General features: G+C 30.7%; 23 protein-coding genes. 9 read left to right on the top strand and 14 right to left on the bottom strand.

Features of this window, described 5'->3' with window-relative positions; all coding sequences use genetic code 11:
* The first annotated feature begins 18 nt into the window (after positions 1-18).
* Entirely contained in the window at positions 19-885 is an 867-nt protein-coding gene (locus QBK95_RS10705) for a cupin-like domain-containing protein (protein ID WP_280933487.1), read from the top strand.
* On the opposite strand, the gene QBK95_RS10700 is transcribed toward QBK95_RS10705, so the two are convergent.
* From QBK95_RS10700 to QBK95_RS10650, 11 genes are all read right to left on the bottom strand, one after another.
* Positions 882-1,310 (bottom strand): regulatory protein RecX, encoded by a 429-nt coding sequence (locus QBK95_RS10700; RefSeq protein ID WP_280933484.1) that lies wholly within the window; start codon positions 1,308-1,310, stop codon positions 882-884. The genes QBK95_RS10705 and QBK95_RS10700 overlap by 4 nt on opposite strands.
* Positions 1,311-1,388: 78 nt before the next feature.
* Positions 1,389-1,808: a thiol-disulfide oxidoreductase DCC family protein gene (locus QBK95_RS10695; protein ID WP_280933482.1), complete on the bottom strand. Its 420-nt coding sequence runs from the start codon at positions 1,806-1,808 to the stop codon at positions 1,389-1,391.
* Positions 1,805-3,349, bottom strand: a complete 1,545-nt coding sequence (locus QBK95_RS10690; protein WP_280933480.1) for a hypothetical protein — start codon at positions 3,347-3,349, stop codon at positions 1,805-1,807. The genes QBK95_RS10695 and QBK95_RS10690 overlap by 4 nt, the downstream gene beginning before the upstream one ends.
* A gap of 4 nt (positions 3,350-3,353) precedes the next feature.
* Positions 3,354-4,217 (bottom strand): ABC transporter ATP-binding protein, encoded by an 864-nt coding sequence (locus QBK95_RS10685; RefSeq protein WP_280933479.1) that lies wholly within the window; start codon positions 4,215-4,217, stop codon positions 3,354-3,356.
* Between the two features lie 38 nt (positions 4,218-4,255).
* Positions 4,256-4,990, bottom strand: coding sequence for a GLPGLI family protein (locus tag QBK95_RS10680; RefSeq protein ID WP_280933477.1), 735 nt, complete (start codon positions 4,988-4,990; stop codon positions 4,256-4,258).
* Positions 4,991-5,009: 19 nt separating this feature from the next.
* Entirely contained in the window at positions 5,010-7,610 is a 2,601-nt protein-coding gene (locus tag QBK95_RS10675; RefSeq protein WP_280933475.1) for a carboxypeptidase-like regulatory domain-containing protein, read from the bottom strand.
* An 84-nt stretch (positions 7,611-7,694) separates the two neighbouring features.
* Positions 7,695-8,270, bottom strand: coding sequence for an HAAS signaling domain-containing protein (locus QBK95_RS10670; RefSeq protein ID WP_280933473.1), 576 nt, complete (start codon positions 8,268-8,270; stop codon positions 7,695-7,697).
* Positions 8,267-8,602 carry a PadR family transcriptional regulator gene (locus tag QBK95_RS10665; protein ID WP_280933471.1) on the bottom strand — a complete coding sequence of 112 codons (336 nt, stop codon included), beginning with the start codon at positions 8,600-8,602 and terminating at the stop codon, positions 8,267-8,269. Before QBK95_RS10665 ends, QBK95_RS10670 begins: the two co-directional genes overlap by 4 nt.
* A 52-nt stretch (positions 8,603-8,654) precedes the next feature.
* Positions 8,655-9,551 carry an HTTM domain-containing protein gene (locus tag QBK95_RS10660; protein WP_280933469.1) on the bottom strand — a complete coding sequence of 299 codons (897 nt, stop codon included), beginning with the start codon at positions 9,549-9,551 and terminating at the stop codon, positions 8,655-8,657.
* An 11-nt stretch (positions 9,552-9,562) separates the two neighbouring features.
* Entirely contained in the window at positions 9,563-10,030 is a 468-nt protein-coding gene (locus QBK95_RS10655) for a hypothetical protein (protein WP_280933466.1), read from the bottom strand.
* Positions 10,031-10,234: 204 nt separating this feature from the next.
* Positions 10,235-10,438, bottom strand: coding sequence for a hypothetical protein (locus tag QBK95_RS10650; protein ID WP_280933464.1), 204 nt, complete (start codon positions 10,436-10,438; stop codon positions 10,235-10,237).
* 554 nt (positions 10,439-10,992) lie between these two features.
* Here QBK95_RS10650 and QBK95_RS10645 point away from each other — a divergent pair.
* The 3 genes from QBK95_RS10645 to QBK95_RS10635 all read left to right on the top strand — a co-directional run bounded on the left by QBK95_RS10645 (position 10,993) and on the right by QBK95_RS10635 (position 15,162).
* A complete protein-coding gene (locus QBK95_RS10645; protein ID WP_280933462.1) occupies positions 10,993-12,702 on the top strand; it encodes an AraC family transcriptional regulator in 1,710 nt (569 codons plus the stop codon).
* A 137-nt stretch (positions 12,703-12,839) separates the two neighbouring features.
* Positions 12,840-12,983 carry a hypothetical protein gene (locus QBK95_RS10640; protein ID WP_280933461.1) on the top strand — a complete coding sequence of 48 codons (144 nt, stop codon included), beginning with the start codon at positions 12,840-12,842 and terminating at the stop codon, positions 12,981-12,983.
* Between the two features lie 19 nt (positions 12,984-13,002).
* Positions 13,003-15,162: a prolyl oligopeptidase family serine peptidase gene (locus tag QBK95_RS10635; protein ID WP_280933460.1), complete on the top strand. Its 2,160-nt coding sequence runs from the start codon at positions 13,003-13,005 to the stop codon at positions 15,160-15,162.
* Between the two features lie 69 nt (positions 15,163-15,231).
* Here QBK95_RS10635 and QBK95_RS10630 read toward each other — a convergent pair whose 3' ends face one another.
* Both QBK95_RS10630 and QBK95_RS10625 read right to left on the bottom strand, forming a co-directional pair.
* Positions 15,232-16,770: an Rne/Rng family ribonuclease gene (locus tag QBK95_RS10630; RefSeq protein ID WP_280933458.1), complete on the bottom strand. Its 1,539-nt coding sequence runs from the start codon at positions 16,768-16,770 to the stop codon at positions 15,232-15,234.
* A gap of 289 nt (positions 16,771-17,059) precedes the next feature.
* Complete coding sequence (locus tag QBK95_RS10625; RefSeq protein ID WP_024768281.1) at positions 17,060-17,350, bottom strand: HU family DNA-binding protein; 291 nt, start codon at positions 17,348-17,350, stop codon at positions 17,060-17,062.
* A 131-nt stretch (positions 17,351-17,481) separates the two neighbouring features.
* Here QBK95_RS10625 and mutY point away from each other — a divergent pair, with 131 nt between their 5' ends.
* From mutY to QBK95_RS10600, 5 genes are all read left to right on the top strand, one after another.
* Positions 17,482-18,534, top strand: a complete 1,053-nt coding sequence (mutY, locus tag QBK95_RS10620) for an A/G-specific adenine glycosylase (RefSeq protein WP_280933442.1) — start codon at positions 17,482-17,484, stop codon at positions 18,532-18,534.
* A 42-nt stretch (positions 18,535-18,576) separates the two neighbouring features.
* Positions 18,577-19,038 carry a single-stranded DNA-binding protein gene (locus QBK95_RS10615; RefSeq protein WP_280933440.1) on the top strand — a complete coding sequence of 154 codons (462 nt, stop codon included), beginning with the start codon at positions 18,577-18,579 and terminating at the stop codon, positions 19,036-19,038.
* 24 nt (positions 19,039-19,062) lie between these two features.
* The gene (locus QBK95_RS10610; protein ID WP_280933438.1) at positions 19,063-20,394 is read left to right on the top strand and encodes a gliding motility-associated protein GldE; all 1,332 of its coding nucleotides are present in this window, start codon (positions 19,063-19,065) and stop codon (positions 20,392-20,394) included.
* Entirely contained in the window at positions 20,387-20,959 is a 573-nt protein-coding gene (gene gldD / locus QBK95_RS10605) for a gliding motility lipoprotein GldD (RefSeq protein WP_280933436.1), read from the top strand. The genes QBK95_RS10610 and gldD overlap by 8 nt, the downstream gene beginning before the upstream one ends.
* 82 nt (positions 20,960-21,041) lie before the next feature.
* Complete coding sequence (locus QBK95_RS10600) at positions 21,042-21,917, top strand: DMT family transporter (protein WP_280933434.1); 876 nt, start codon at positions 21,042-21,044, stop codon at positions 21,915-21,917.
* Positions 21,918-21,973: 56 nt separating this feature from the next.
* Here QBK95_RS10600 and QBK95_RS10595 read toward each other — a convergent pair whose 3' ends face one another.
* Complete coding sequence (locus QBK95_RS10595) at positions 21,974-24,037, bottom strand: M16 family metallopeptidase (RefSeq protein WP_280933432.1); 2,064 nt, start codon at positions 24,035-24,037, stop codon at positions 21,974-21,976.
* Positions 24,038-24,043: the final 6 nt, after the last annotated feature.

Raw genomic sequence — 24,043 nt, 5'->3', positions numbered from 1 at the left:
AGAATTATTTCATAGTCAGTGGAATTAAATTTAGAGCAAATACCAAGAGTCGAGACAATCACTAAAGAAGAATTTCTTAAAGATTACTTTCTGCCACAAAAACCTGTGGTTATTGAAAAGTTAATAGAAGATTGGCCTGCCTATAAGAAATGGAATCTGGATTATATTAATGAAGTCGCTGGTGATAAAACAGTACCATTATTTGATGATAGACCGATAAATTCTAAGTTTAAGTTTAATGAACCTCATACCAGCATGAAAATGAGTGAGTATGTAGATTTGCTAAATTCACAACCCACTAATTACAGAATCTTTTTATATAATTTATTAAAGGAAGTGCCAAAACTTAGGCAAGATTATTCATATCCCGAGATAGGATTAAGGTTGCTAAAAAAAATGCCTTACTTGTTTTTTGGCGGAGGAGGTTCTAAGGTATTTATGCATTATGATATTGATTTAGGAAATATTCTTCATTTTCATTTTCATGGAGAAAAACAATGTATTTTGTTTCCGCCTTCACAAACTAAATATTTATATAAAGTTCCTTATGCTTTAATTGCACATCAGGATATTGATTTTACAAATCCAGATTTAGAGAGATGGCCAGCTCTTAAAAAAGCGAAAGGCTATGTAGCTAATCTTTCACACGGAGAAACGTTATATATGCCAGAAGGATATTGGCATCATATGACTTATCTTACTCCAGGATTTTCTATGAGTATACGAGCAATGGCTACGCAATTTGGGCACTTAGCGCAAGGTTCGTATAATGTGTTTTTTATGCGTTATTTTGATAATATTATGCGAAGGATAAGAGGTCAGAAATGGATAGATTATAAGAATACAGTTGCTATTAGAAGAACGAATAGGAAGAATTCGATTTAGGCAGAAAGCTCATTAGCCTTTTCAAAAACCAATTGATTTTCCCATCCTCTGTAGAGAAGATAATCAATCAGTTTTTTTCTTTTTTTATAAATGTTTACTTCAGCTATTGATGCAAACTTCTTTTCTGCCAGCTCATGAAAAGTTTCTAAATAATCAGTTTCCGAGATTTCCTTTAAAGCAGTCTTTATATTATATTCAGAAATTTGTCTAAACTTTAATTCTCTGACAATCCGCTGTTTTCCCCATTTCTTAATTCTAAATTTTCCTCTGGCAAAACTTTTAGCAAAGCGTTCTTCGTTTAAGAAATTATGTTCTAGAAGATGTAAAATGATTTTTTCTTTTGCCTCAGGAATCAATTTCATGGTTTTTAACTTATCACTGATATCTTTATGGCAACGTTCCTGATAAGCGCAGTAATGCTCCATTTTTTTTGTAGCCTCTGTAACTGTTATGGATTCAGGTGGTTTTTGATACATCGGGATAAAGATAAACTTTATCAGAATTTATTCTAAGAAGAAAACACGTTCTTCTTTAGTTAATAATCTACATTGATCAGAAGACCCCATAATAATATATCGATACTTAGCTATTATAGAATAACAAAAATCCCTTATCGGAGCAGGTATTATAATGAAATAGTATAAATACTTCCATCGGGTATTAAGCTTATTTAAAACTTTTAATACAGCAGAAGATTTGGAGTAGAGTTTTCCATTTTCAACCAATAAAATAGAACTCATATCTGTTTTGATCTCTTTTTTTGCCATTAATTCTTTAGCAATCTCTGATTGAAATGCTATAAAACGAATCTCAGAGTTAGGTTTGTTTTGTAATATAAACTGTACTGATTTATTACAAAAACCACAAACCCCATCGTAAATAATAATCGATTTATTTTGTAAACTGGTTTCTAGATCAGTCATAAGTTACGTCTTTTTAAAAGTAAATAAGAAATCGATAATAGAGTGAGATTAACTACCGTCATGATAAATACGTGATAAATTGATGAATGTAACGCACCATAATAGTCGGTGAATGAAATTAGATTGATATTAAAATACGTTATTAATAAAAATGAGACTTCAAATAGTTTTGAAGATTGAGAGATCACTCCCATAAATGTTGATAGCGAAATTATGAAAACAGCACCCAGAATTATATTGATAAATGATGTAAGATTCCCTGTGATGATAGCTATAATCAATAATGGAGATGCTAGCATAATTGCTGAGAAGATTCCAGCGATTATTCTTCCTGCAAAAATTCTATCTAAAGGTTTATAAGATGAATAAATAAAATAAAATGTACGATACTCAGTGTCTTTAGTTATTAAGTTTGACCATCGAGGAACTTGTAAAAACCATAATATAGGTAGTAGGAACTTATGTCCTGTATCAGTAGCACTTACTATCATTCCGAGCATTAAAAAAACACTTAGAGTATTGAGCCATTTAGCACCTCCTCTAATGAGCATTATCAGCTCTACTTTAAGAACTGGGATAATACTAAAAACGGTTTGCTTTTTTTGTATCCAAGGAGCAAGTTGCAGTCTTGCACTCTTTAACTCTGTGTTAGATTCTTGTGGATCGTCAATAATTAATTTGTCGCTACCAACATTAAAACGATGAAAAAATATTGATGAAAAAAGAACTAATCCCAAGCCTAATAGGATCCAAGAAAAACGATACATTAAAAACGAATCAGAAAAATGAATGGGTTCAAAATTTACTAGCTTGATTTTGTCATTGTTTGTTTTCTTAATGAATCCGATGGATAATTCTGTATTTTTAGCTTGAACTTGGTTGTTTAACTGGTTTTCCATGACCATGGTTGTGTACTTAAAACCAAAAAGATCGATGTTTTCAGAACCTTTTTTCTCAGGAATAAATAACATACAAAAAAACAAGAATACGAATACTAAATATTGAGCAATTCGTACCCTACTTAAAAAAACTTCTGTAATTACAGCTGTTGAAGCAATGAAAAAAACAGATGGAAGTGTAATCACAAGATATGGTAGCAGGAAACTTTTTATATTAAAATCGAATTCACTTCCGTATAGATATTGTAAAACGATACTCATCAACATAATAACTATTACCATAGTAAGTAACACTAAAAAGTTACTAAACGTTTTAGCAAGCAAATATTTGTAGTTTTTGATTTTTGTGGTAGCAATGATTTGCCCCAAATGTAAATCAGTATCTCGTTTAATACTTCCGCTTACTAAAAAATAACCAAATAATGATAAAAAAACACTGGTCATAAGTGCGGTAACATATCCGATCCAAGTAGAATTATAGCTTCCGATAAAATCTCCAAATCTTATGGTAGTATAATTGGCGTCTGGTGAAGGGATAAATGCATATGCTGCATATAAACTAAGTGCAAGAGTTATCAGAAAAGAATAACTTCTAATGTGCTGAAAATAGTTTGCTTTAATAATTTTCAATAATAACCCCATATCGTTATTTTTGGTTTAGATAGATATATGCGTCTTCCAGAGTTGGGGTAACCTTATCATATACATGAGTTGTGTTTTCAGAAATGAATCGTATTCTGTAACCATTCTCTACTCGAAAAGAACTAATTGTTTTGTAGTCATTTTTAAAGTTTTTAAGCTCGGATTGTTTTATTACAGTTTCATAGACCTTGTCCTGTACTTGATTCATAATATCTTCTTGAGTTCCTTTAGTAATTAGCTGCCCTTTGTTCATGATAACTACCTGATCCGCTATAGTTTCTATGTCAGAAACGATGTGTGATGATAAAATAATAATTCTATCATTTGATAATTCTGAAATTAGATCTCTAAACCGTAATCTTTCTTCTGGATCTAATCCAACAGTTGGTTCATCTAGGATCAAAATTTTTGGATCATTTAATAAAGCTTGAGCGATACCTATTCTTTGTATCATTCCTCCAGAATACGTACTTAGATGACTTTTTGCTACTTCTGAAAGGTTGGTTTCTTCAATAAGGCGTTCAATTTTTTGCCTTAAATCACTTCCTCCTACTCCTTTCATGGCTGCAATATATTCTAGGAATTCGTATGCGTTTAGATTAGGATATACGCCAAACTCTTGAGGAAGGTATCCAAGAACATTACGGATGTAATTGGGTTTTTTTACTATGTTTTTTTGATTAAAAAATATAGTTCCTTCAGAAGGTTTACTGATCGTAGATATAATCTTTAACAAGGTTGATTTTCCTGCTCCATTAGGACCTAGCAAACCTAATATTCCACTGGAGATTGTAAGAGAATAATCCTTTAATCCGAATTTATTCGCAGCATATCGTTTAGATACGTTTTTAATTTCTAAAGTCATCATAGTTTATTGTTATGGGTTAGCAAAAAAAGAAAGAGAGATTAACTCTTTCCTTTTTCTGCCATTCTTTTGAAATTTTCCTTTTTTACAATTACTTCTTTTAGGGTAACATCATTACTTTTTTTAATTTCTTGTTCAATAGAAGCAAGTTGTTCTTTAAAAATATTTTCTTGACTGTAAGAAATAGAAGAAGCAGTAATTGATTGAAAAAAGCTATTAGACTCTAGTACTAATCCAGGTAATCCATAGTAGATATACGGACCTGCATTAACTGGAATATCGGTTGTAAACCAAACATAAATATCAGGGTTACTTTCTAAAATAGCTTTTCTACTGTTGTATCCATTAATTTCTTTGGTTTCGTTAGATATTTTCCACTTAAGATTTTCTGATTCGCCTTTAAATCTAAACTCTTTACCCATAAAGTTTTCTTTTCCAAAAAGCTCTTTTTTTGAATCTTTAAAAGTGTATGATGCGTGACCTACAGTACTCATACCTTTTACAGCACTAACCGAATCTAAAATATAAACAGATTCTTTAGTTTTTAGATTTTGATATAGCGTATGGTATATTTTGTATGCGGATATTTTATTCAGAACTTTAGAATATTGAGCAGGATCTTTAATTTGAGCTTTAAGAGATCCTATTAAAAAGTCAGAAACGTTACTTGTGGTATAAGAAACTTTAAGAATTGTTTTTTCTTTTTGCTGCGCTTTAACACTGAAAGTGAAAATCATACATAAGATGATGGCGGAAAATAATTGTGAAGTTTTCATAATAATAAAGTTTTAAGATTTATAATTTATATTTAATACCAAGTATTAAATAATTGAGTGATTGATTATTAATAGTTAAACTACTGATCCCATCAGACAGATTAAATTGTGAGTTATATGAATCATTATTTATTAAAGATAATAACTCTCCAATATGTCTGGCCTCTGCAGAAAAAGTGATTTTATTTATTGTATAGGAGATGTCGAAATTGATGTTCTTTCTAGAGTATGTAATGTCATTAATTTTATTATTGTCATAAAGAAAGGTGAGATTTCCACTCCAGTTTTTGTTTTTTAATAAAACAGAAGCTGAATTACTATTATATACAGCATCGTAACTTGTACTTTGAGCATCATTAGTAATGAAAGAAAACCTTGAAGAAATGCTAAAATTCAATAAGTTGTCAGTAATGGTTTCCAATTTAAATTTTGGAGAAACTTTAGTATCTCTAACATCGATCATTTCGTTATTTATAATAAAAGGGTAGAAATCTCTAGTATAAGAAAGTGATAAGTCAACTTTGGTAGGATAATCAATTTGGAAAAATGTTTTGGAATAGTTTCCAGCAATTGTAAAATCCTTAGATGACGAGGCATTGAAAAGACCAAACTCCGATATACCATTCGTAAGTTGTAAAAAATATTTTTTTAAAATATCACTGCGCGTATTATAAGAAAATGATAAGGAGTAGGATGTACCGTCAAAAATACTATTATAGCTATATCGAGTAGAAAATTCGTTAGAGGTGCTAAACATACTTGGGAAATCGATATTTCCCATAACCAATTGATTAAATGGTTGTATGGTGTTTATTCCTGATTCTAGATTATTAAAACTCCTGATTCTATTGTATTCGAAAGATATTCTGTTCAATTTGTTTTCATATGCTGTAAAAAATGTAATAGGAATGAACGTTGAATTCTTAGTGTCGAGTAACGAGGTGCTATTACTTACATTATTTAATGATATTGATAGGTTATACTCTACTTTTTTAAATAGATCGTTTCCAGAAAAATCTAGATTTATATTGTAATCATTCATTTCTCGAGAGATTACCTCTGTTTCAGAAGTGCGATCCTTAAGTCTTTCTTCGAGATTAGTATAGTCAAAGGTTAATTTAGAAATAAATTGATCGGTCAATCTATATTTAAGATATGTTGAGCTCTTTACATTATCTTTATTGTATTTATAATCTTGTGCATCTGTAAACTCATTAGTATTGATGTTATAATCATTTAACAGATTGTTAGTCTCTTGATAGAGATTTATTCTAGTGTCGAAAATTAGATTTTTTCTAAGTTTACTTGTAAATGAGAGTTGGTTAAGTAATGAAGAGGTATCATAAAAATTATTAGATATGATGGTGTTGGTATTATTGGGCAAGCCATTATCAAATAATTGATTTGTGATGTTATTAGTATTTTTGTTGTCAATTAGATTACCATTTATACTATATGATAGAATAGTTTTGTTTGTTAATTTATAAGCTAATGATCCTGCACCTAATAAAGAACTAGCTTTGGACTTGGTTGTACTTTCACTATTTAGCAAAGATGTTCCATCGATAGTAGCAATATTGTTTATGATACTATTTAATCTATTCGGAGCGATATAATAAAAAACTGCTGAAGTTTTTAAACGCTTACTTTGATTTCGTAATGTTAAGTTGGTATTCGTAAAAAAATCTTTTTTTAGATTTTCGTTTGAAGAAAATAGGATATTTAAAGCACTGGCTTGATAGGGAGAAAAAGCTTGATTTTCACTAAATATAGCACTGATTTCTTTTATTTGAGTTATGTTTTCCCCAATATTGTTAGTGTTATTGGTTAAAAATGCATTTACATTTTTTGAGAATAGAAGTCCATTTGCTTTGATGTCATATTTATTTTTTACACCGTATCTGGCTTCTATAGATCCATTGATAATATTTTGAGTACTTTTTTTGGTGTTTATATTAAGAACGGTTTCTTCGATCTCATCAAAATCTAGTGAGAAGTCATCTTTGTAATTGTTTACGATACTGATTCCATCGATGATTTTATTTTCGATACTTTCTAGCGCAATACTATTTTGATTAACAAAAGATTCTTTTTCGTTTACAAGAATTTTATTAATGCTTTTTCCTTTGTAAATAATAGTTCCATCATCACTCAAACGAAAATTAGGAATCTTTTTTAGAATATCCTTAAGAGAACTGTCATCAAAAAGGTTTAGTTTTTTAAGATCTAATTTTACAGTATCATTTTCCTTGTTGGCTGATAATATTATTACTTCATTTAAAGTGTTAGTGTCTTCTTTTAATATAAAATCAAGAGTGATGTGTGATCCATCCGTTGGGATATTGGTTATAGATTTTCGCTCTTTTTTGAATGCAATATGTGTTACCTCTACTAGATAACCTGTAGCTATTTTATTTTCTAATGTGTATGCTCCTGTTTGGTTAGTAATAGTGTATGCAACCATATTGTTAGATCCATCATAAAGTATAACCGTTGCTCCTTCAATATTATTATTACTTATATCTGTTACTGTACCTTGAATAATAGCTTGTTGAGAATACATCAATGATGTAATCAAAAGACAAAATGAGATGATGATATGTTGTACGTTAACTTTCAAAATTTAGAGTTCTATTTATTATGAGTAACAATGCATTTTTTTAAACATTATATATAGTTATACTATGTATTGAATTAAATTTTTTTATTTCTTTTTTGTCAACTTCATTAATAAGGTTGTTAATAGATAGAAGAACAAAGTAATACTTGCTATTATAGGTATAAACCAGTTACCTAAAACCTCAGTCACATCTCTTTGCGTTTCTAACCTGCCAAGAGCTACAAATTCATCTCCAGAGAAAAAGAGCCCCGTTTGTTCTGGATATCTAATTTCTGAAATGATAAGTACAACAAACAGAAACAGGCTTAGATATAAAATAACGAATATGAAAAATACACCACTTCTTTTTGTGTTAAGAGTTATGGCCTGAAAGATATGTTTTGGGTTAAATGTCTTAGTTGCCTGGTTTAGTTTTTTCTCTGCAACAAGACTTTTAAGAACAATTTCAGGATCCCCTAATTCTTGGGTTATTTCCAGTAAATTTGTTACTTCATCATCTTCGTTTTTATGTGTTAATGCTTCATATATATGGCTATTAAATTCCATCAGTACGTCCTCTTGATCATTAGAAGAAAGAACTTTTATGGTCCTACGAATTCTTCTAAAATAACTGTCATAGATCTTCTTGGCTGATTTATTTTTGAATTCAATAGCTTTCATTGTGTAATCTTTTGAATTGAATCTCCTAAATTATCCCAATACTTAATCATTTCTTTTAATGTGACAGTTCCCACATCAGTTAGTTGATAATATTTTCTTGGTATACCTGACTCTTGTTCTACCCATTTAGAAGTTACTAAACCTTCTTTTTTTAATCTATTCATTAATGGATATAATGTGCCTTCTGCAATTTCGATCGTAGTATATTTCCGAACTTCTTCCATCAATTCATACCCATAGAATTCATTGTCTTTTAGGATATTTAACAGTATAAATGCTAATGTTCCCTTTTTGACTTGCGATTGCCATCTATTTACAAAATCAGAATTCATACCTCAAATATAAAACAAAGTACATAGTTATGCAATGTATTTTGTTGTTTTTTTATCGAAGTAACTGAGGAAGCAATTTCTTTTTAACTATAAAACCTCGTATCATATCATATTCTGGCTTTAAATAGTGACCAAAAGCCATAATATTTAATATGATCATTATTGCTCCAAACGAATAAAACTTCATAAATATTCCTATCGATAGATGAAGCCCTATGATCATAATCAGGGTGATTTTTTTCGTTTTTGGGATAAAAATCAAAATAGGATATAGAAGTTCTATAAAAACTGACCAGGACATAACCTTAAATAAGATCGGATAGTCAACAAAGTTGAGCATGAACTTGGTAGCTCCTGGTGAAAACTCATTTACTACGTACCAGACAGCATTTCCATCAAGCCAATCTTTACCTAATGCTTTTCCGAATCCTGCGAAGAAATAAACAATACATAATTGAATTTGCGTAAATCTAATGATAAAGGAATATAATATTTGACTAGTTTCCTTTTTAAATAGAGGAGTCAGATTGATTAAAAAATTAATAAAAAGAGCAAAAGAAATAAAGTAATCCGCGCCATAAGAAAATAAATGACTGGAATTTATAATCGAAATATGAATAAACCAAGCAAGAAATGCAAATAACGACCTCTTAAAATTAAAAACAATTAATAGAAGGGATGAAAGATATATGGTAAAAATTATCAATATCGAAGTATCCTTAGATAATCCAATAGCAGCAAAAATGTTTGTATACCACTCTAAAATAGGCTCATGGGATTCTACAAAACGATTATTAATCTCGGCTTGAATAAAACTACCATCACCAAATAACGTATGTATATCAGGGAATATATATGCTATGTTAAGAATACAAAAAATCGATATTATAATGGAAACCGTATTCCTACTAAGAAAATGGTTGTTTGGAATAAAAAATCTATCTAACATAATGCTTGTTTTTAAAGCTCGAACGACTGCTTACAAGCTGTAAATCCGAGTATTTTTTTGTTTTTTAATCTAAATCCATGATCCTTTACTTTTTTTAGATCTTCTACTTTATAAAGGTCTAGATAAATGTCAATTTGTTCAATTTCTGGATTGCCGTTAAATAAATACGCTGACATCGATTTTAGGATAAGTTCTCTAAGTTCTTCATCTTCCATTCGACTTTTAAAAAAATAACTTGCTGTTTTAAATTTAAGAAAGGATTCTTCAGATAATAATGAGAAATCTACTCGTTCTCCATCAGCAATAAAAAGAAGTTCAGAAGATTCGCCTCCTACATTAGGCGAGAAAAAGGAATACCCTTTACTTGCTCCCGTATACGATGAATATAGCATCATAAAATCAATCATTTTGCTTTTCAATTCCACGGCAGGTTTTACATTTTTAACGATCGTTTTTCCTCCATTATTTAATTTCTTCATGTAAGTGTCAGTATTAAACTTATCGTATAAGGCGAAATTTAATACTACCGATAAAAATATATGTAAGCACAGGAATGATAATAAGCTAATTTTTAATGTTTTCATAAGTACTTTTTTTAGAGATAATAGAAGAGAAGAAGAAAGCTATAATTAAATTACAGCTTTCTTCTATCATTAAACTGAATTAGCCTTTAAAAGACTTTCTTATTCAGTTACTTTCTTTCTCCATACATAGTGCTCAGAAATGTACTCCCACTCTTCGTCACGTAGTAAATCATCAACATCAGCTACTGTGCTAATTTCTACTTCGTCCATAGATACATCGTTAGCTTTTGCGTCTGTAGTTGCTGCTGCAAAAAATAAAGCAGCTACTGCTAATCCCCCTGTAAGTTTTAATAATTTTTTCATTATTACGGTTTTAAAATTTAATCCCTACTCTGTTTTTTTTTGGATTTTCGGGAAACTCCTTTTACTAATGTTGCGCAACATTATAAGTTTGATCAAGGCAAATATAGGTTGAGAAAAAAGCACAAAACAAACGTTGTAACTCGCCATTCTGGGAAAACAGAGTCGGGATTCTGAGAAATCAGACTAAGTAAAAAACACGTAAAAATCTTATAATCAATTAATTGTGTGTGTTTTGTAAAAATTTAGGTTTACGGGATAAAAACACTATATTTATGTGTTTACTGAACTAATTTCCCCTAGATTAATTATTAAAATGCATATATCAACGAATTCATTTATTACTTTAAATACCTTTTGTACTTGTGTAAGCTCGCTATTTCATTCAGCAATAATTAATTGGTTATGTTTAACTAATAGAGTTTTTGCAGAAATATTAAAAAATAGAGAGGTTGATAGACTTTAAAGGATAAATTGATTTATAAAAAACGGATGAGACCTACCTAATTTAAATGAAACCTTAATTATTACTCTTCATCGATTCTCTTTTAAAACCTATGAAAATTAATACTTCGTATAGATACTTTATTGTAATACTTTGTTTGTATTCTATTTTTTCATTTTCTCAACAAAACGAAACGTATATAATTCCAGACTCGTTAAAAAATAAAACGTATCAAGAATTGTATGATGACTGTTACTTAGTTGCCAACGATACTGTCAAATCATTGATATACTTAAATACTTATTTGCAGAAAAGTAAAGATGAGAAAAATGTGATAGAAACCGCTAAGGCATATAGTTTTCTGGCCTCTTATCAAAGAGAAGAAGAAGAGAAACTAAAACTTATAGATACAGCAATATACTTAAGTAAGGATAAAAGTCATGATTATTATCCTACTGTGGCGTATTCATTTAAAGGAGGGCATCATTATGAAAAAGGAGAGTATAAAAAAGCATTAGATGCATACTTGCATGCGTTAAGCTCTGCATATGAGATGAATAATACCGAGTACATATATATAACTAAACATAATATAGGTAGATTAAAAAGTAGAACAGGAGACTATGATGAAGCTTTAGTTATATTAAAAGAATGTTTTAAATATGAGGAATCTAAGAAACCTATAGATGAAAGAGGTTTTCTTAAATCAGTGTTGCTATTAAGTGAAACGTATACTAAAAATAAACAATTGGATTCTTCTTCCTATTTTATTAATAAAGGAATTGGATTGTCAAAAAAAGTAAACGATAACATTTATAACAGGTTTATTCTTAATGAAGGTATAAACTTATTTCATAAACAAAGGTTTAACGAAGCAAATGATAGTATTTATAAATCACTTTCCAAAATCTCTAAATTAGAAGATAAATCATTTCTAATCACTGCTTATTTTTACATGGGAAAAATTAACATGATTCAGGATGATGTAGATAAAGCGAATGTAAATTTCAAAAAGGTAGATTCTGTTTATAATGTTATTAGTTATCCATCTCCAATTGTAAGAGAGACCTATGAACATTTTGTGAAGTATTATAAATTACAAGAGGATATAAGTAATCAGTTGGCTTACATTGAAAAAATATTAAAATTTGACAGTATCTCGAATATTAGCAATAATTATCTAAAGGAGAGAATAATTAAAGAATATGATACACCAGAATTGCTTAACGAAAAAGAAAAAATAATTGATTCTCTTGAAAGTAAGAATAAGAATTCTTTTTTATTAACTTCTATCTTGATAGGTGTAAGTTCGTTAACAATTATATTATTATTTCTTAATTATAGAAAAAGAAAAATATATCAAAAAAGATTTGAGGAACTACTTCAGGCTAAAGAAACCCGAAAAGAAACACCTGTTGATTTGGAAAAAATTGAGAAAACAAATAGTTCCATAAAGATTGCTCAAGAAATTATTGATAAAATTTTAGAATCCCTGCAAAGTTTTGAACAAAAAAAGGGGTTTTTAAAGTCTGACATTACCACCAATTCATTAGCAAAAGAATTTAGCACCAACTCTAAATATCTCTCAAAAATTGTAAATTCATATAAACAAAAAAGTTTTAGTAACTATATAAATGACCTTAGAATAGATCATGCTGTAGATAAACTAAGAAGTGATAATAAGTTTAGGAATTATACAATTAAAGCAATATCAAAAGATATAGGATTTAATACTACTGAAGCTTTTTCTAAATCTTTCCATAAAAAAACAGGATTATATCCCTCTTATTTTATCAAAAAACTTGTGGAACATAACAAATAACAAATCAATATTTTTAACTGATATTCAGGTGTTTAAAGGTCTGTTTTCTGGAATTCAGATAAGGACTCCTGTTTTTATGCGATATTATATTTTTAGATGTGTAGTTTTGAAATATTAAAACCTAAAACATTTTAAAAATGAAAAATTCACACAACAAAAGAAAATTAAAATTAGAAAAGTTAAAAGTCGCTAAACTTAATAATCTTTATATTATAAATGGAGGAAGAACTCCACCAGGCAAAAGTGAACGATTTACTTGCCCAACTCAGGAAGAACAATAATTAAGTAATATTGCAAGAAATGTTTAGAAAAGTCTCTCTCTTTTTAGTTATAATTTTTTCTTGTAATACTGAGAAAAGTGTACCACTAGCTCCTTCAAAACTAAAAATAGACAAGTATTATGGGATATCCGTTAAAGACCCGTACAGGAATTTGGAAAATTTAGAAGATGCAATTGTTGTTAATTGGTTAAAGAAGCAGGAAGCATATAGCAATAGCATTTTAAGTACTATTCCGAATAGAAACAATTTTTTAGAAAAACAAAAAAGCTATGATAAAAAGGAGGGTACTAACATTTCTAAAACGAGAATAACAAATGATGGTGTTTATTTTTATTTAAAACAAACATCTTTAGAAGAGACGCCTAAATTATATTACAGAGATAGCTTGGAGTCTAAAGATGAAATAGTATTATATGATCCCGCAAATTATAAGGTTAATTCTGGCTTTAAATATAAAATTAACTATTTCAAGCCTAATTGGGGAGATACTAAAATTGCGATAAGTCTTGCTAAAGAAGGAGAAGAGGTTTCTGAATTAATTATTGTCGATGTTACATCTAAGGATATATCTCCTGATGTTATTACAAATGCTAATCCAAAAGCATTGGGAGGTATAAGTTGGCTTCCTGATAACTCGGGATTTATATATCAACATATACCTCTGTTAAATATAACAGAGAGAGAATTTATGTTGAATACTAAATCTGTTGTATATAGATTAGGAGGGGATCCAACAAAACTGAAAGATATTTTTTCTAAAGAGAGTTGCCCAGAATTGGATATTAAAGAAGAAGATTATCCAGTTGTACAATATGAGTCTAATAAAGACTCATATTTGTTTGGGATTTTGGATGGAGATTCCAGTTATAAAGATACGTATTATGCTTCCATTAAGGGGATTAATAAAGAGAGTTTAAACTGGAACTTATTGTTTTCTAAAGAAGATAAAGTAAAGGACTTTATTCTTCGTGGGGATGATATTTTCTTTACTACGGCAAAAAATGCTTCAAATTTTAAAATTTGTAAGACATCATTAAAAAGACCTAATTTTCAACAACCTTTAATTCTGGTTGCAGAAAAAGAAAAAAGTGTTATTCTGGATTTTGAAATAGTCAAAGATGATATCTATTTTACGACCTTAAAAAATGGAGTAGAATCTAAATTATTTGTTTTGACCGAAGATCTAATTGAAAAAGAAATCCAATTACCAAAGCCTTCAGGAGGAAGCTACTTAAAATCTAATGGAGTAGATCTATATGTTTCTATGAGAGGTTGGACTATTCCTTACTGTTTATATAAATATGATATTAAAGAGAAGGTTTTTCAAAAAGCAGATTTGCTACTAGAAAATTCTAATTCTAAATTCAAAGACCTTATTGTCGAAGAAATTGAAATTAAATCTCACGATGATACCATTCTACCTATATCAATAATTCATAAAAGAGGTCTAAAAAAGGATGGAAATAATAGCACTTTGATTTTGGGGTATGGTTCTTATGGTGCTTCTTTCACCCCTTTTTTTTCGATTCCATTATTAACTTGGGTAACAGAAGGAGGAGTATTAGTTATCCCGCATGTTAGAGGAGGAGGAGAAAAAGGAGATTTATGGCATAAGGCTGGATATAAAGTTTCTAAGCCTAATACCTGGAAAGATGCAATTTCTTGTACTGAATATTTAATCAAACAAGGATATACATCTAAACGTAAAACGGTTATATATGGGGTAAGTGCTGGAGGTATTATGGTAGGTAGATCTATAACAGAAAGACCAGATCTTTTTGCAGTTGCGCTTGCCGATGTTCCTGCAATGAATATGATACGATCAGAAATACAACCTAATGGTCCAAATAGTATAAAAGAATTTGGTTCTATAAAAGACTCTATTGAATTTAGAGCTTTATTAGAGATGGATTCATATCACAATATAAAGGAAAATGCTGCATATCCTGCTACATACATAACAACTGGGATTAAAGACTCTAGAGTAGTTGCGTGGGATCCTGCTAAGTTTGCTGCAAGATTACAGGCTGCAAACACATCAGGGAAACCAATCTTACTTTCGGTAGATTTTAATTCTGGTCATGGTGTAAATTATACAAAGTCTAAATACTACAAAGATATGGCGGATGCATTGTCTTTTGCTTTTTGGCAAACTGGGCATCCAGATTATCAACCGTAAAAAAGAACTTTCAAATTATAGGTATAAAAAAACCCAGCATACTACTGTAGTATGCTGGGTTTCATTTTTTTATTGTATCATTTCACCGTCTTTGTCGTGGAAATGATATTCTAAATACGTGTAAGCGTCTCTAGGTATTATTTTTACCCATCTTTTGTGGTCCATAAACCATTTAGATCGGGTGGATGGAAATCCTTTAGTTAAAAAAGCTGCAATAAAAGGATGCGCGCTAAGCGTTAGCTTTTTATGTTCTTTTTTAATTAATTTTTCTAAATCGACCTTTATTTTATCTACTAAAACTATTGGCGCCTCAACTTCGCCGTTTCCTCCGTTAGGATTTTCCTCACGGGTTTTGATATTCATTTCTGGTCGTACGCGTTGTCGCGTAATTTGAATCAAGCCAAACTTACTTGGCGGTAAAATTTTGTGCTTCGCCCTGTCGTCTTTCATCTCTTCACGTAAGTGATTGAAGAGTGTTCTTCGGTTATCGGCATTATTCATGTCTATAAAATCGACTACGATAATACCTCCCATATCCCTAAGACGTAGTTGGCGGGCTACTTCAGATGCACTGATTAGGTTGACTTCTAGTGCAGTGTCTTCTTGATTTTTGGCTTTGTTCGATCGGTTTCCACTATTTACATCAATGACGTGCATTGCTTCAGTGTGTTCGATTACAAGATAGGCTCCTTTACTCATGGATACCGTTTTACCAAAACTTGTTTTGATTTGTCTTTCGATACCATGTTTTTCAAAAACTGGAACGTTAGACGTGTGTAATTTTACGATTGATTCTTTTTTTGGTGCAATTTCTTGCAGATAATCTTTGATTTGATTGTAGAGATCTTGTTCGTCTACAACAATGGAGGTGAAAGTGTCATTAAAAACATCTCGTAGAATCGAGGAAGCTCTATTCATTTCACCTAAAATTTTTGATGGATGGGGTGCTTTGTATAATTTCTTACACATGGACTCCCAACGATCCACCAAATTTTGCAAATCTCTGTCTAGTTCTGCTACTTTTTTGCCTTCTGCTACCGTACGTACAATAATTCCAAACCCTTTTGGCTTAATACTTTTTACTAGTCTTTTCAGACGTTCTTTTTCTTCAGAGGATTCTATTTTTTGAGAAATAGAAACTCGATTAGAAAAAGGTACTAATACAATATATCTACCCGCGATCGATAGCTCAGAGCTAATTCGAGGACCTTTAGTAGATATGGGTTCTTTTACTATTTGTACCAATAGCGATTGATTTGATTTTAACACGTCTGTAATAATACCGTGTTTATCAATATCGTTCTCAAAAGGAAAATCCTTTAAAGAATAATCTCTTAATTTACCTGTGCTTACACGTTTAATGAATTTAAGTAAAGAAGATATTTGAGGGCCCAGATCATGATAGTGCAAAAATGCATCTTTCTCGTAGCCTACATTAACAAATGCGGCATTAAGACCTGGGACAGCTTTGCGAATTTTGGCAATAAAAATATCACCAACAGCAAAGTTACTGTCATCTTCTTCCTTATGTAATTCAATTAGTTTTCCATCTTTTAATAAGGCAAAATCAGTAGAGGAACCAGATCTAATGATCAATTCTTTGTTCACTCTGATTAGATTTTTATCCACCTCGATACATTCGAGACAGATGGATTAAACAATTTTTTCACAGGAATTTTAATAATTCCGTTGAAACAAAGTCTTATAAAGGTAGAGATATAAGATACTCTATTTCGATTTCAAAGAACATTTTTAAACAAAAAAAGTAGTTAGAAAACTACTTTTTCTTGTGGCGATTAGCTCTTCTTCTCTTTTTACGCTTGTGCGTAGCTACCTTGTGTCTTTTACGTTTCTTACCACTTGGCATAGTGTGATCTATTTATTGATTATTAATGTTTTACTTAACTTCTACGTTAGTTTTTACACCTTCCACAAATACTTTTGCCGGTTTAAAGGCAGGAATATTATGTGCAGGAATTTTGATTGTAGTGTTTTTAGAAATATTACGGCCAGTTTTTTCAGCTCTTGTCTTGATGATAAAGCTACCAAAACCTCTAAGGTATACATTATCACCGCTCTCTAAAGAACTTTTTACTTCTTCCATAAAGGTTTCAACAGTTGCCTGAACATCTCCTTTTTCAATTCCTAGTTTTTCTGAAATTTTTGCTACAATATCTGCTTTAGTCATTATATTACCTATTTAGGGGTTTTTAAATTTTCAAGGGGGCAAATATAACAATTTAAAATCCAAAATATCAATACTTAAGATGAAATTATCATCTTTTAAAGGTATAATTTTACAAAACATAAGATTTTACTATGATTTTCTCTAAAAAACTCATTTCGTGGTACTTACAAAACAAAAGATCGATGCCATGGAGAGAAACAACCGACCCATACCGTATTTGGCTGAGCGAAATTATACTTCAACAGACCAGAGTTGCACAAGGATTACCATATTATTTGGCATTTACAGGTCAATATCCAACTGTTTTTGATTTAGCAAAAGCAGAAGAAGAACAGGTGCTTAAATTATGGCAAGGATTGGGATATTATTCCAGGGCAAGAAATCTGCATTTTACTGCAAAATATATAGCTAATGATCTCAATGGAGTTTTTCCTGATAATTATAAGGATTTATTAAAGTTAAAAGGTGTTGGTGATTATACAGCAAGTGCTATAGCATCGATATGTTATAATGAAGCAGTTCCTGTAGTAGATGGTAATGTATATAGAGTGTTATCAAGATATTTTAATATTGATACTCCTATTAATAGTACTACAGGAATAAAAGAGTTTAAAAAAATTGCTTTTGAACTAATTGATCCAGAACAGCCCGCAACTTATAATCAGGCGATCATGGAGTTTGGGGCATTGCAGTGTAAACCTCAAAGTCCTTATTGTATTGTATGTCCATTAAATGATAGTTGTGGATCATTACAAAAAGGAACAGTAGTATCATTACCAGTTAAACTAAAAAAACTAAAGATCAAAAAGCGATATTTTAATTATCTGATATTCGTAATTAATAATAGACAAACAATAATTAAACAAAGAAGAGGTAAAGGTATTTGGCAAAATTTATACGAATTTCCCTTAATAGAAGGTGATGGCGAGTTAGATCTAATAACTATAAAAGAAGATACTGTTTATAAAAGTCTAGTAAAAGATATGGATATCGAGCTTACTCTTTTTGAAGAAAAGTTTGTTGTTCATAAGCTATCTCATCAACATTTATATACTCGTTTCTACATAATAAAGATCGATAAATCTCCAGAAATCAGAGAAGAATATGAGCTAATAGAATCAAACAAGATTCATTCATATCCAGTACCTATATTACTAGGTAATTTTATAGATCGGTTTTTTTAGGTATGATGCTTTTTTAGTACATTTACTATAAATATAAAGTGTATGTCTGGAACGTTGAATAAAGTAATGCTTATTGGTCATACTGGTGATGAAGTGAAAATGCATTATTTTGAAGGAGGGAATTGTATTGGTAGGTTTCCGCTGGCAACTAATGATTCTTATGTGAATAAAACTACTGGAGAACGAGTTACTTCTACAGAATGGCATAATATTGTTGTGCGTAATAAAGCTGCAGAAATCTGTGAAAAATACCTAAAAAAAGGAGATAAAGTCTATATAGAAGGCCGTCTTAAAACCAGAAAGTGGCAAGATGAGCAAGGGAAAGATAGGTATAGTACAGAAATACAATGTACGGATTTTACATTTTTAACACCAAAAACGGAAAATCCACAGGCTGGGATAATTGAGCAAAAACAACCAGTGGTGAACACTCAATCGGTTGATAACTCACAATCCGTTTCGCCTTCATCTCCAGATATGGAAGAAGATGATCTTCCGTTCTGATATGTTTAACTAAATACATATAATTTGGACCCTGATCCTGAACCTTTGTTGATTTCATTATTTGTTTTTGATTCGATGCAAGCAATTAATTTGCTTGTCCTTATTTTATTATTGGTATGTTCTGCCTTAATTTCTGGAAGCGAGGTTTCGTTATTTTCGCTTACACCTTCAGACCTAAAAATAGATGGAGAAGATCCTACTGTTAACCAAAAGATAATTTCAAAACTACTTAGTAGACCAAAGAAGTTATTGGCTACTATATTGGTTGCTAATAACTTTATTAATATCGCTATTGTATTACTATTTGATTCTTTGGGGGAGATTTATTTTAAAAGCCTTGATGATATTAAATTGTTTGATTTAGATTGGTTAAATCTTCGTTTTATTATAGAGGTAGGACTAGTTACCTTTTTGATTTTACTTTTTGGAGAAATTTTGCCTAAGATCTATGCTAGTAGAAATAAGGTAAAGTTTGCTAATTTTATGGCAAGACCGTTAGGTGTTTTGGATTGGATTTTTTCTCCAATTAGTTTTCCAATGCGAGCTGTAACTATTGGTATTCATAATAAATTAGGAAAACAAAAGTCAAATATCAGCGTTGATCAATTATCTCAGGCTTTAGAGTTAACATCAGATAAGGATACCACTTCTGAAGAAAAGAAAATATTAGAAGGAATTGTGTCCTTCGGAAACACAGATACAAAACAGGTAATGAGGCCAAGGATTGATATTTTTGCGCTTAATCGTGAATTAGAATATGCCAAAATTATTCCTGAAATCATTGAACATGGATATTCACGTATTCCTGTATATGAAGACAGTATTGATAAAGTAACAGGGATTCTATATGTAAAAGATCTATTGCCGTATATTAACGATAAACAAGTAGATTGGGTTAGTTTGGTACGAGAACCTTATTTTGTTCCTGAGAATAAAAAATTAGATGATTTGCTAAATGATTTTAAAGATAAAAAGAATCACTTGGCGATTGTTGTAGACGAATATGGAGGTACCAGTGGTTTAATTTCCTTAGAGGATATTATAGAAGAAATAGTTGGAGATATTAGTAATGACTTTGATGATGAAGATTTAATATTTTCTAAGTTAGATGATAATAATTATGTTTTTGAAGGAAGAACATCGTTGAAAGATTTTTATAAAGTACTTAAATTAGAGGATAATTCAATATTTGAGAACAAAAAAGGGGATGCAGAAACGGTCGCTGGATTATTATTAGAAATACTAGGAAGTTTTCCTAAACAGGGAGAAACAGTAGTGTTAGGGAAATATAGTTTTAAAATAGAATCCCTAGATAAAAAACGAATAAAACGAATAAAATTGACAATCAATGAATAATGCGTTGAGCAAATTATTTTTAGGAATTATAGTGTGTGCCTTATTTTCTTGTGGAGGTGATACGTTGCCAAAGCCGAAAGCGATGCTAAGGTTAGATTATCCATCTCCTAAGTATGAAAAATCCTCATTAGATTGTTCTTATAGTTTTGAAAAAAATGAAATTGCGAAATTTCAAAAAGCTAAAGGAAATAGAGCTTGCTGGTATAATATTAATTATCCAAAATTAAAGGCAACGATTTATGTTTCTTATTATGATATAGAGAATAATTTGGATTCATTGCTTAGAGATGCGCAGAACCTTACTCAAGAACATTTTATAAAAGCAGATGCTATCCAGCCAAAAGACTTTGTGTATCCAGAAAAAAAAGTATATGGAAGAATATATGAGGTGTCAGGCAATGCTGCTTCTTCTTGTCAGTTTTATGTAACAGATAGTCTACATCATTTTGTATCAGGCTCTGTTTATTTTAAAGTAAAACCAAATTACGATTCCATACTTCCAGCAGCAAAATATCTGAGAAATGATATTATTCACTTTATGGAAACTATACAATGGAAAGAATAAAGCTAAACTGTAGTTAATTTTTATCTATACCGCATCATTACTTTCATAATTTTAATGATTTTTGCAGCTTATAAAACAGCACATGCAAAACACAAATGTAAAATGGATATATTTAGCAGTACTATCCGTAGTTTGGGGAAGCTCATTTATACTAATAAAAAAATCATTGATAGGGTTGACTCCTATGCAATTAGGAGCGTTAAGAACATTGTTTGCAGCAGTGTTTTTATTTTTAGTTGGTTATAAGAGTATTAAGACTATTAAGAAAAACGAATGGAAGTGGGTAATTATATCTGGTTTTTTAGGGACATTTATTCCAGCGTTTTTATTTGCTTTTGCAGAAACAGAAATAGATAGTGCAATAGCTTCTATATTAAACTCTACAACTCCATTAGTCACTTTAATTTTAGGAACTTTAATCTTTTCGATAAGCTTTAATAAAAACCAATTACTTGGTGTTATTGTAGGATTAATAGGATGTTTGGCTTTGATATGGGAAGGTGCTTCTATAAATCCTCATCAGAATTATTGGTACGCTTCTCTGGTGCTATGTGCGTCTGTTTGTTATGCAATTAATGTAAATATCATAAAAAGATATATGCAAAATATCTCTCCGATGGCAATTGCTAATGGTAATTTTATTGTTTTAGTAATTCCCTCTTTGATAGTTTTATATTGCTCGGATTTTTTTAAATCCGAAGTAATGGCTAATCCAGTAGTGCATACAAGTTTAATGTATATTTCTATTCTTGCTGTAGTAGGTACTGGTATTGCTAAGGTTTTGTTTAATAAGTTGGTGCAGATTAGTAGCCCTGTTTTTGCAACTTCAGTGACATATACGATTCCGATTGTTGCTTTAGCGTGGGGATTACTTGATGGAGAAGAATTTTCTTTTTATCAAGTAATTGCTGCAGGAGTTATTATTCTGGGAGTGTATCTAGCTAATAGAAATAAATAAAGGTCCGTTCTGCAAAAGAACGAACCTTTATGAATAAGGTATTAATAGAATAAATACTATTTAAAATCTTCTTCAGTTACTCCTTCATTGATTTTTACTTCTTTTACCGTAAAGTCAATTTTCTGAGGTCCTAAAGATTGAGAAATTGTAAAAGGGAACTTAATTCCATTAACTTCTTTATAGTTACTATACATAACAGCAACTGGAATTTTCTGTCCTGCTTGTTCTTGTATCGTTACTTCTTTTACTTTTAAGCCAGTCTCAGTATCAAAGAAAGCTGTTTTTTTATCACTTAGTTTAATAGCATATGCTTTGCCATTTTCATAAGGCTGTACTCCATCCAAAGTAGCTGCAGAGTTTTTAAGTTCAGCAAAAGGATATGAATCACTTTTAGCATCCGTAATTTGTGCATCAGTGTAATCCATTCGTTGACCTTGTGCCATTACATATCCTTTTTCACCGTCAAAAACAACTTTTTGAGCAGTCATAGCCCCAAACTTAACCTCAAGCAGTGATTGGTTTTTAGCGGTTGTTTTAGATATTAACCCTAGCGTGTTCCCGTTAAAAGGAGCTTCAGCAGTAAAAAATGTAGATTGTACAGCTTCTAGCTTATCTTTTCCTCCGATAGCTTTATAGTAATTCTCTAAAACTGATTGAGCGGTTACACCTTCTGGTGTGGCAGCATTATAATCTGGTTTTTCTGTTTTGTTTCCAAACTTATCAAAATAGAAAACAGGTACTTTTTTATCATTAAAAGTCACTTTTTCCAAATTTTCTATAACATCACTTCCTTTTCCTGTAACAACTATACGAGCATTACCTGAGCTGAAATATTTTTTAGCAGCTTTTTGAACATCCTCTACCGTGATTGAATTAATTCGTTCTATATAGGTTTTATAGAAATCCTTAGGTAATCCTTCTGTTTCAGTATTTAAAGCATAACGAGCAATAGTTTCAGGTCTTTCTAGTGCAAGCACAAAATTACCAAGATATTTTGCTTTAGTGTTTTTTAATTCTTCTGCAGAAACTGGTTCTTTAGTGATACGATCGATTTCTTTTAAAATCTCAACAACAGAGCTATCTGTAACAACGTTACGCACACTTGCAGTTGCACTAAATCTGGAAGGAGCGTATTTGTCATTTCCTATTCTAGAATAAGAACCGTAAGTATATCCTTTGTCCTCACGAAGATTTAAGAAAAGACGAGCTTCTCCACCTCCACCTAAAATTTGATTGGCTACAAGTGCAGAAAAATAATCAGGATCACTCATTTTAAGATCTACTAGATTTTGAACCGCGATTTCTGATTGCACTGCATTAGGAACATCTACAAAATTAATTTGTGTATACTGCACATTTGATGGTTTAGTGTAACCAACAGATATTGACGTCTTTTTAGCCCAAGGAGTGAAATTTTTCTTAACTAATTTCTGTACTTCATCAAATTTGACATCACCGATTACAATTAAATAAGCATTTGCAGAGGTAAAATAATCAGAATAGAATTTTTCAACATCAGCAAGTGTTACCTTGTTTACAGTTTCTTCTGTAGCAAATTCACCATAAGGGTGTTGCACACCATATGCAAGTGCATTTTGTACTCTACTTGCAATAGAAGAGACGTCTTTTTCTTGGGTTTTTAATCCTGTAATTAATTTTGCTTTTTCTTTTTCGAATTCCTCTTGAGTGAAATTAGGATTAATCGCTGCATCAGCCATTAATTCCATAATTCTTGGGAAATATTTAGAAAGTGAAGAAGCAAAAGCGCTTTGAGATCCAAAATTCATACTGGCACCTAAGAAATCTACTTCTTCGTTGAAATCATCTTTGGAAATTGATTTAGAACCATTTCCTAGTAAACTAGAAGTAAGACTAGCTACACCAGCTTTATCTCCTTCTCCTATAGGAGAGTTATCAATTTGTAATTGGATGCTAACTCTTGGTAATTTATGATTTTCAACAACCAACACTTTTAGTCCATTGCCTAATTCGAAACGTTGTGCCTCTTTTAGGTTTATTTCTGGAGAAGGCCCTGGTTTTGGCATTTTACTCCTATCTACTTGAGCTTGTAGGTTTACGACCATAAAAGCCAAAACCAATGTTATAAGTATTTTTTTCATGTTTTA

It is taken from the genome of Aquimarina mycalae, assembly GCF_029906345.1.
Classification (GTDB): domain Bacteria; phylum Bacteroidota; class Bacteroidia; order Flavobacteriales; family Flavobacteriaceae; genus Aquimarina.
The sequence above is the reverse complement of the archived record's forward strand: the minus strand, read 5'-3'. Positions and strand labels throughout refer to the sequence as shown.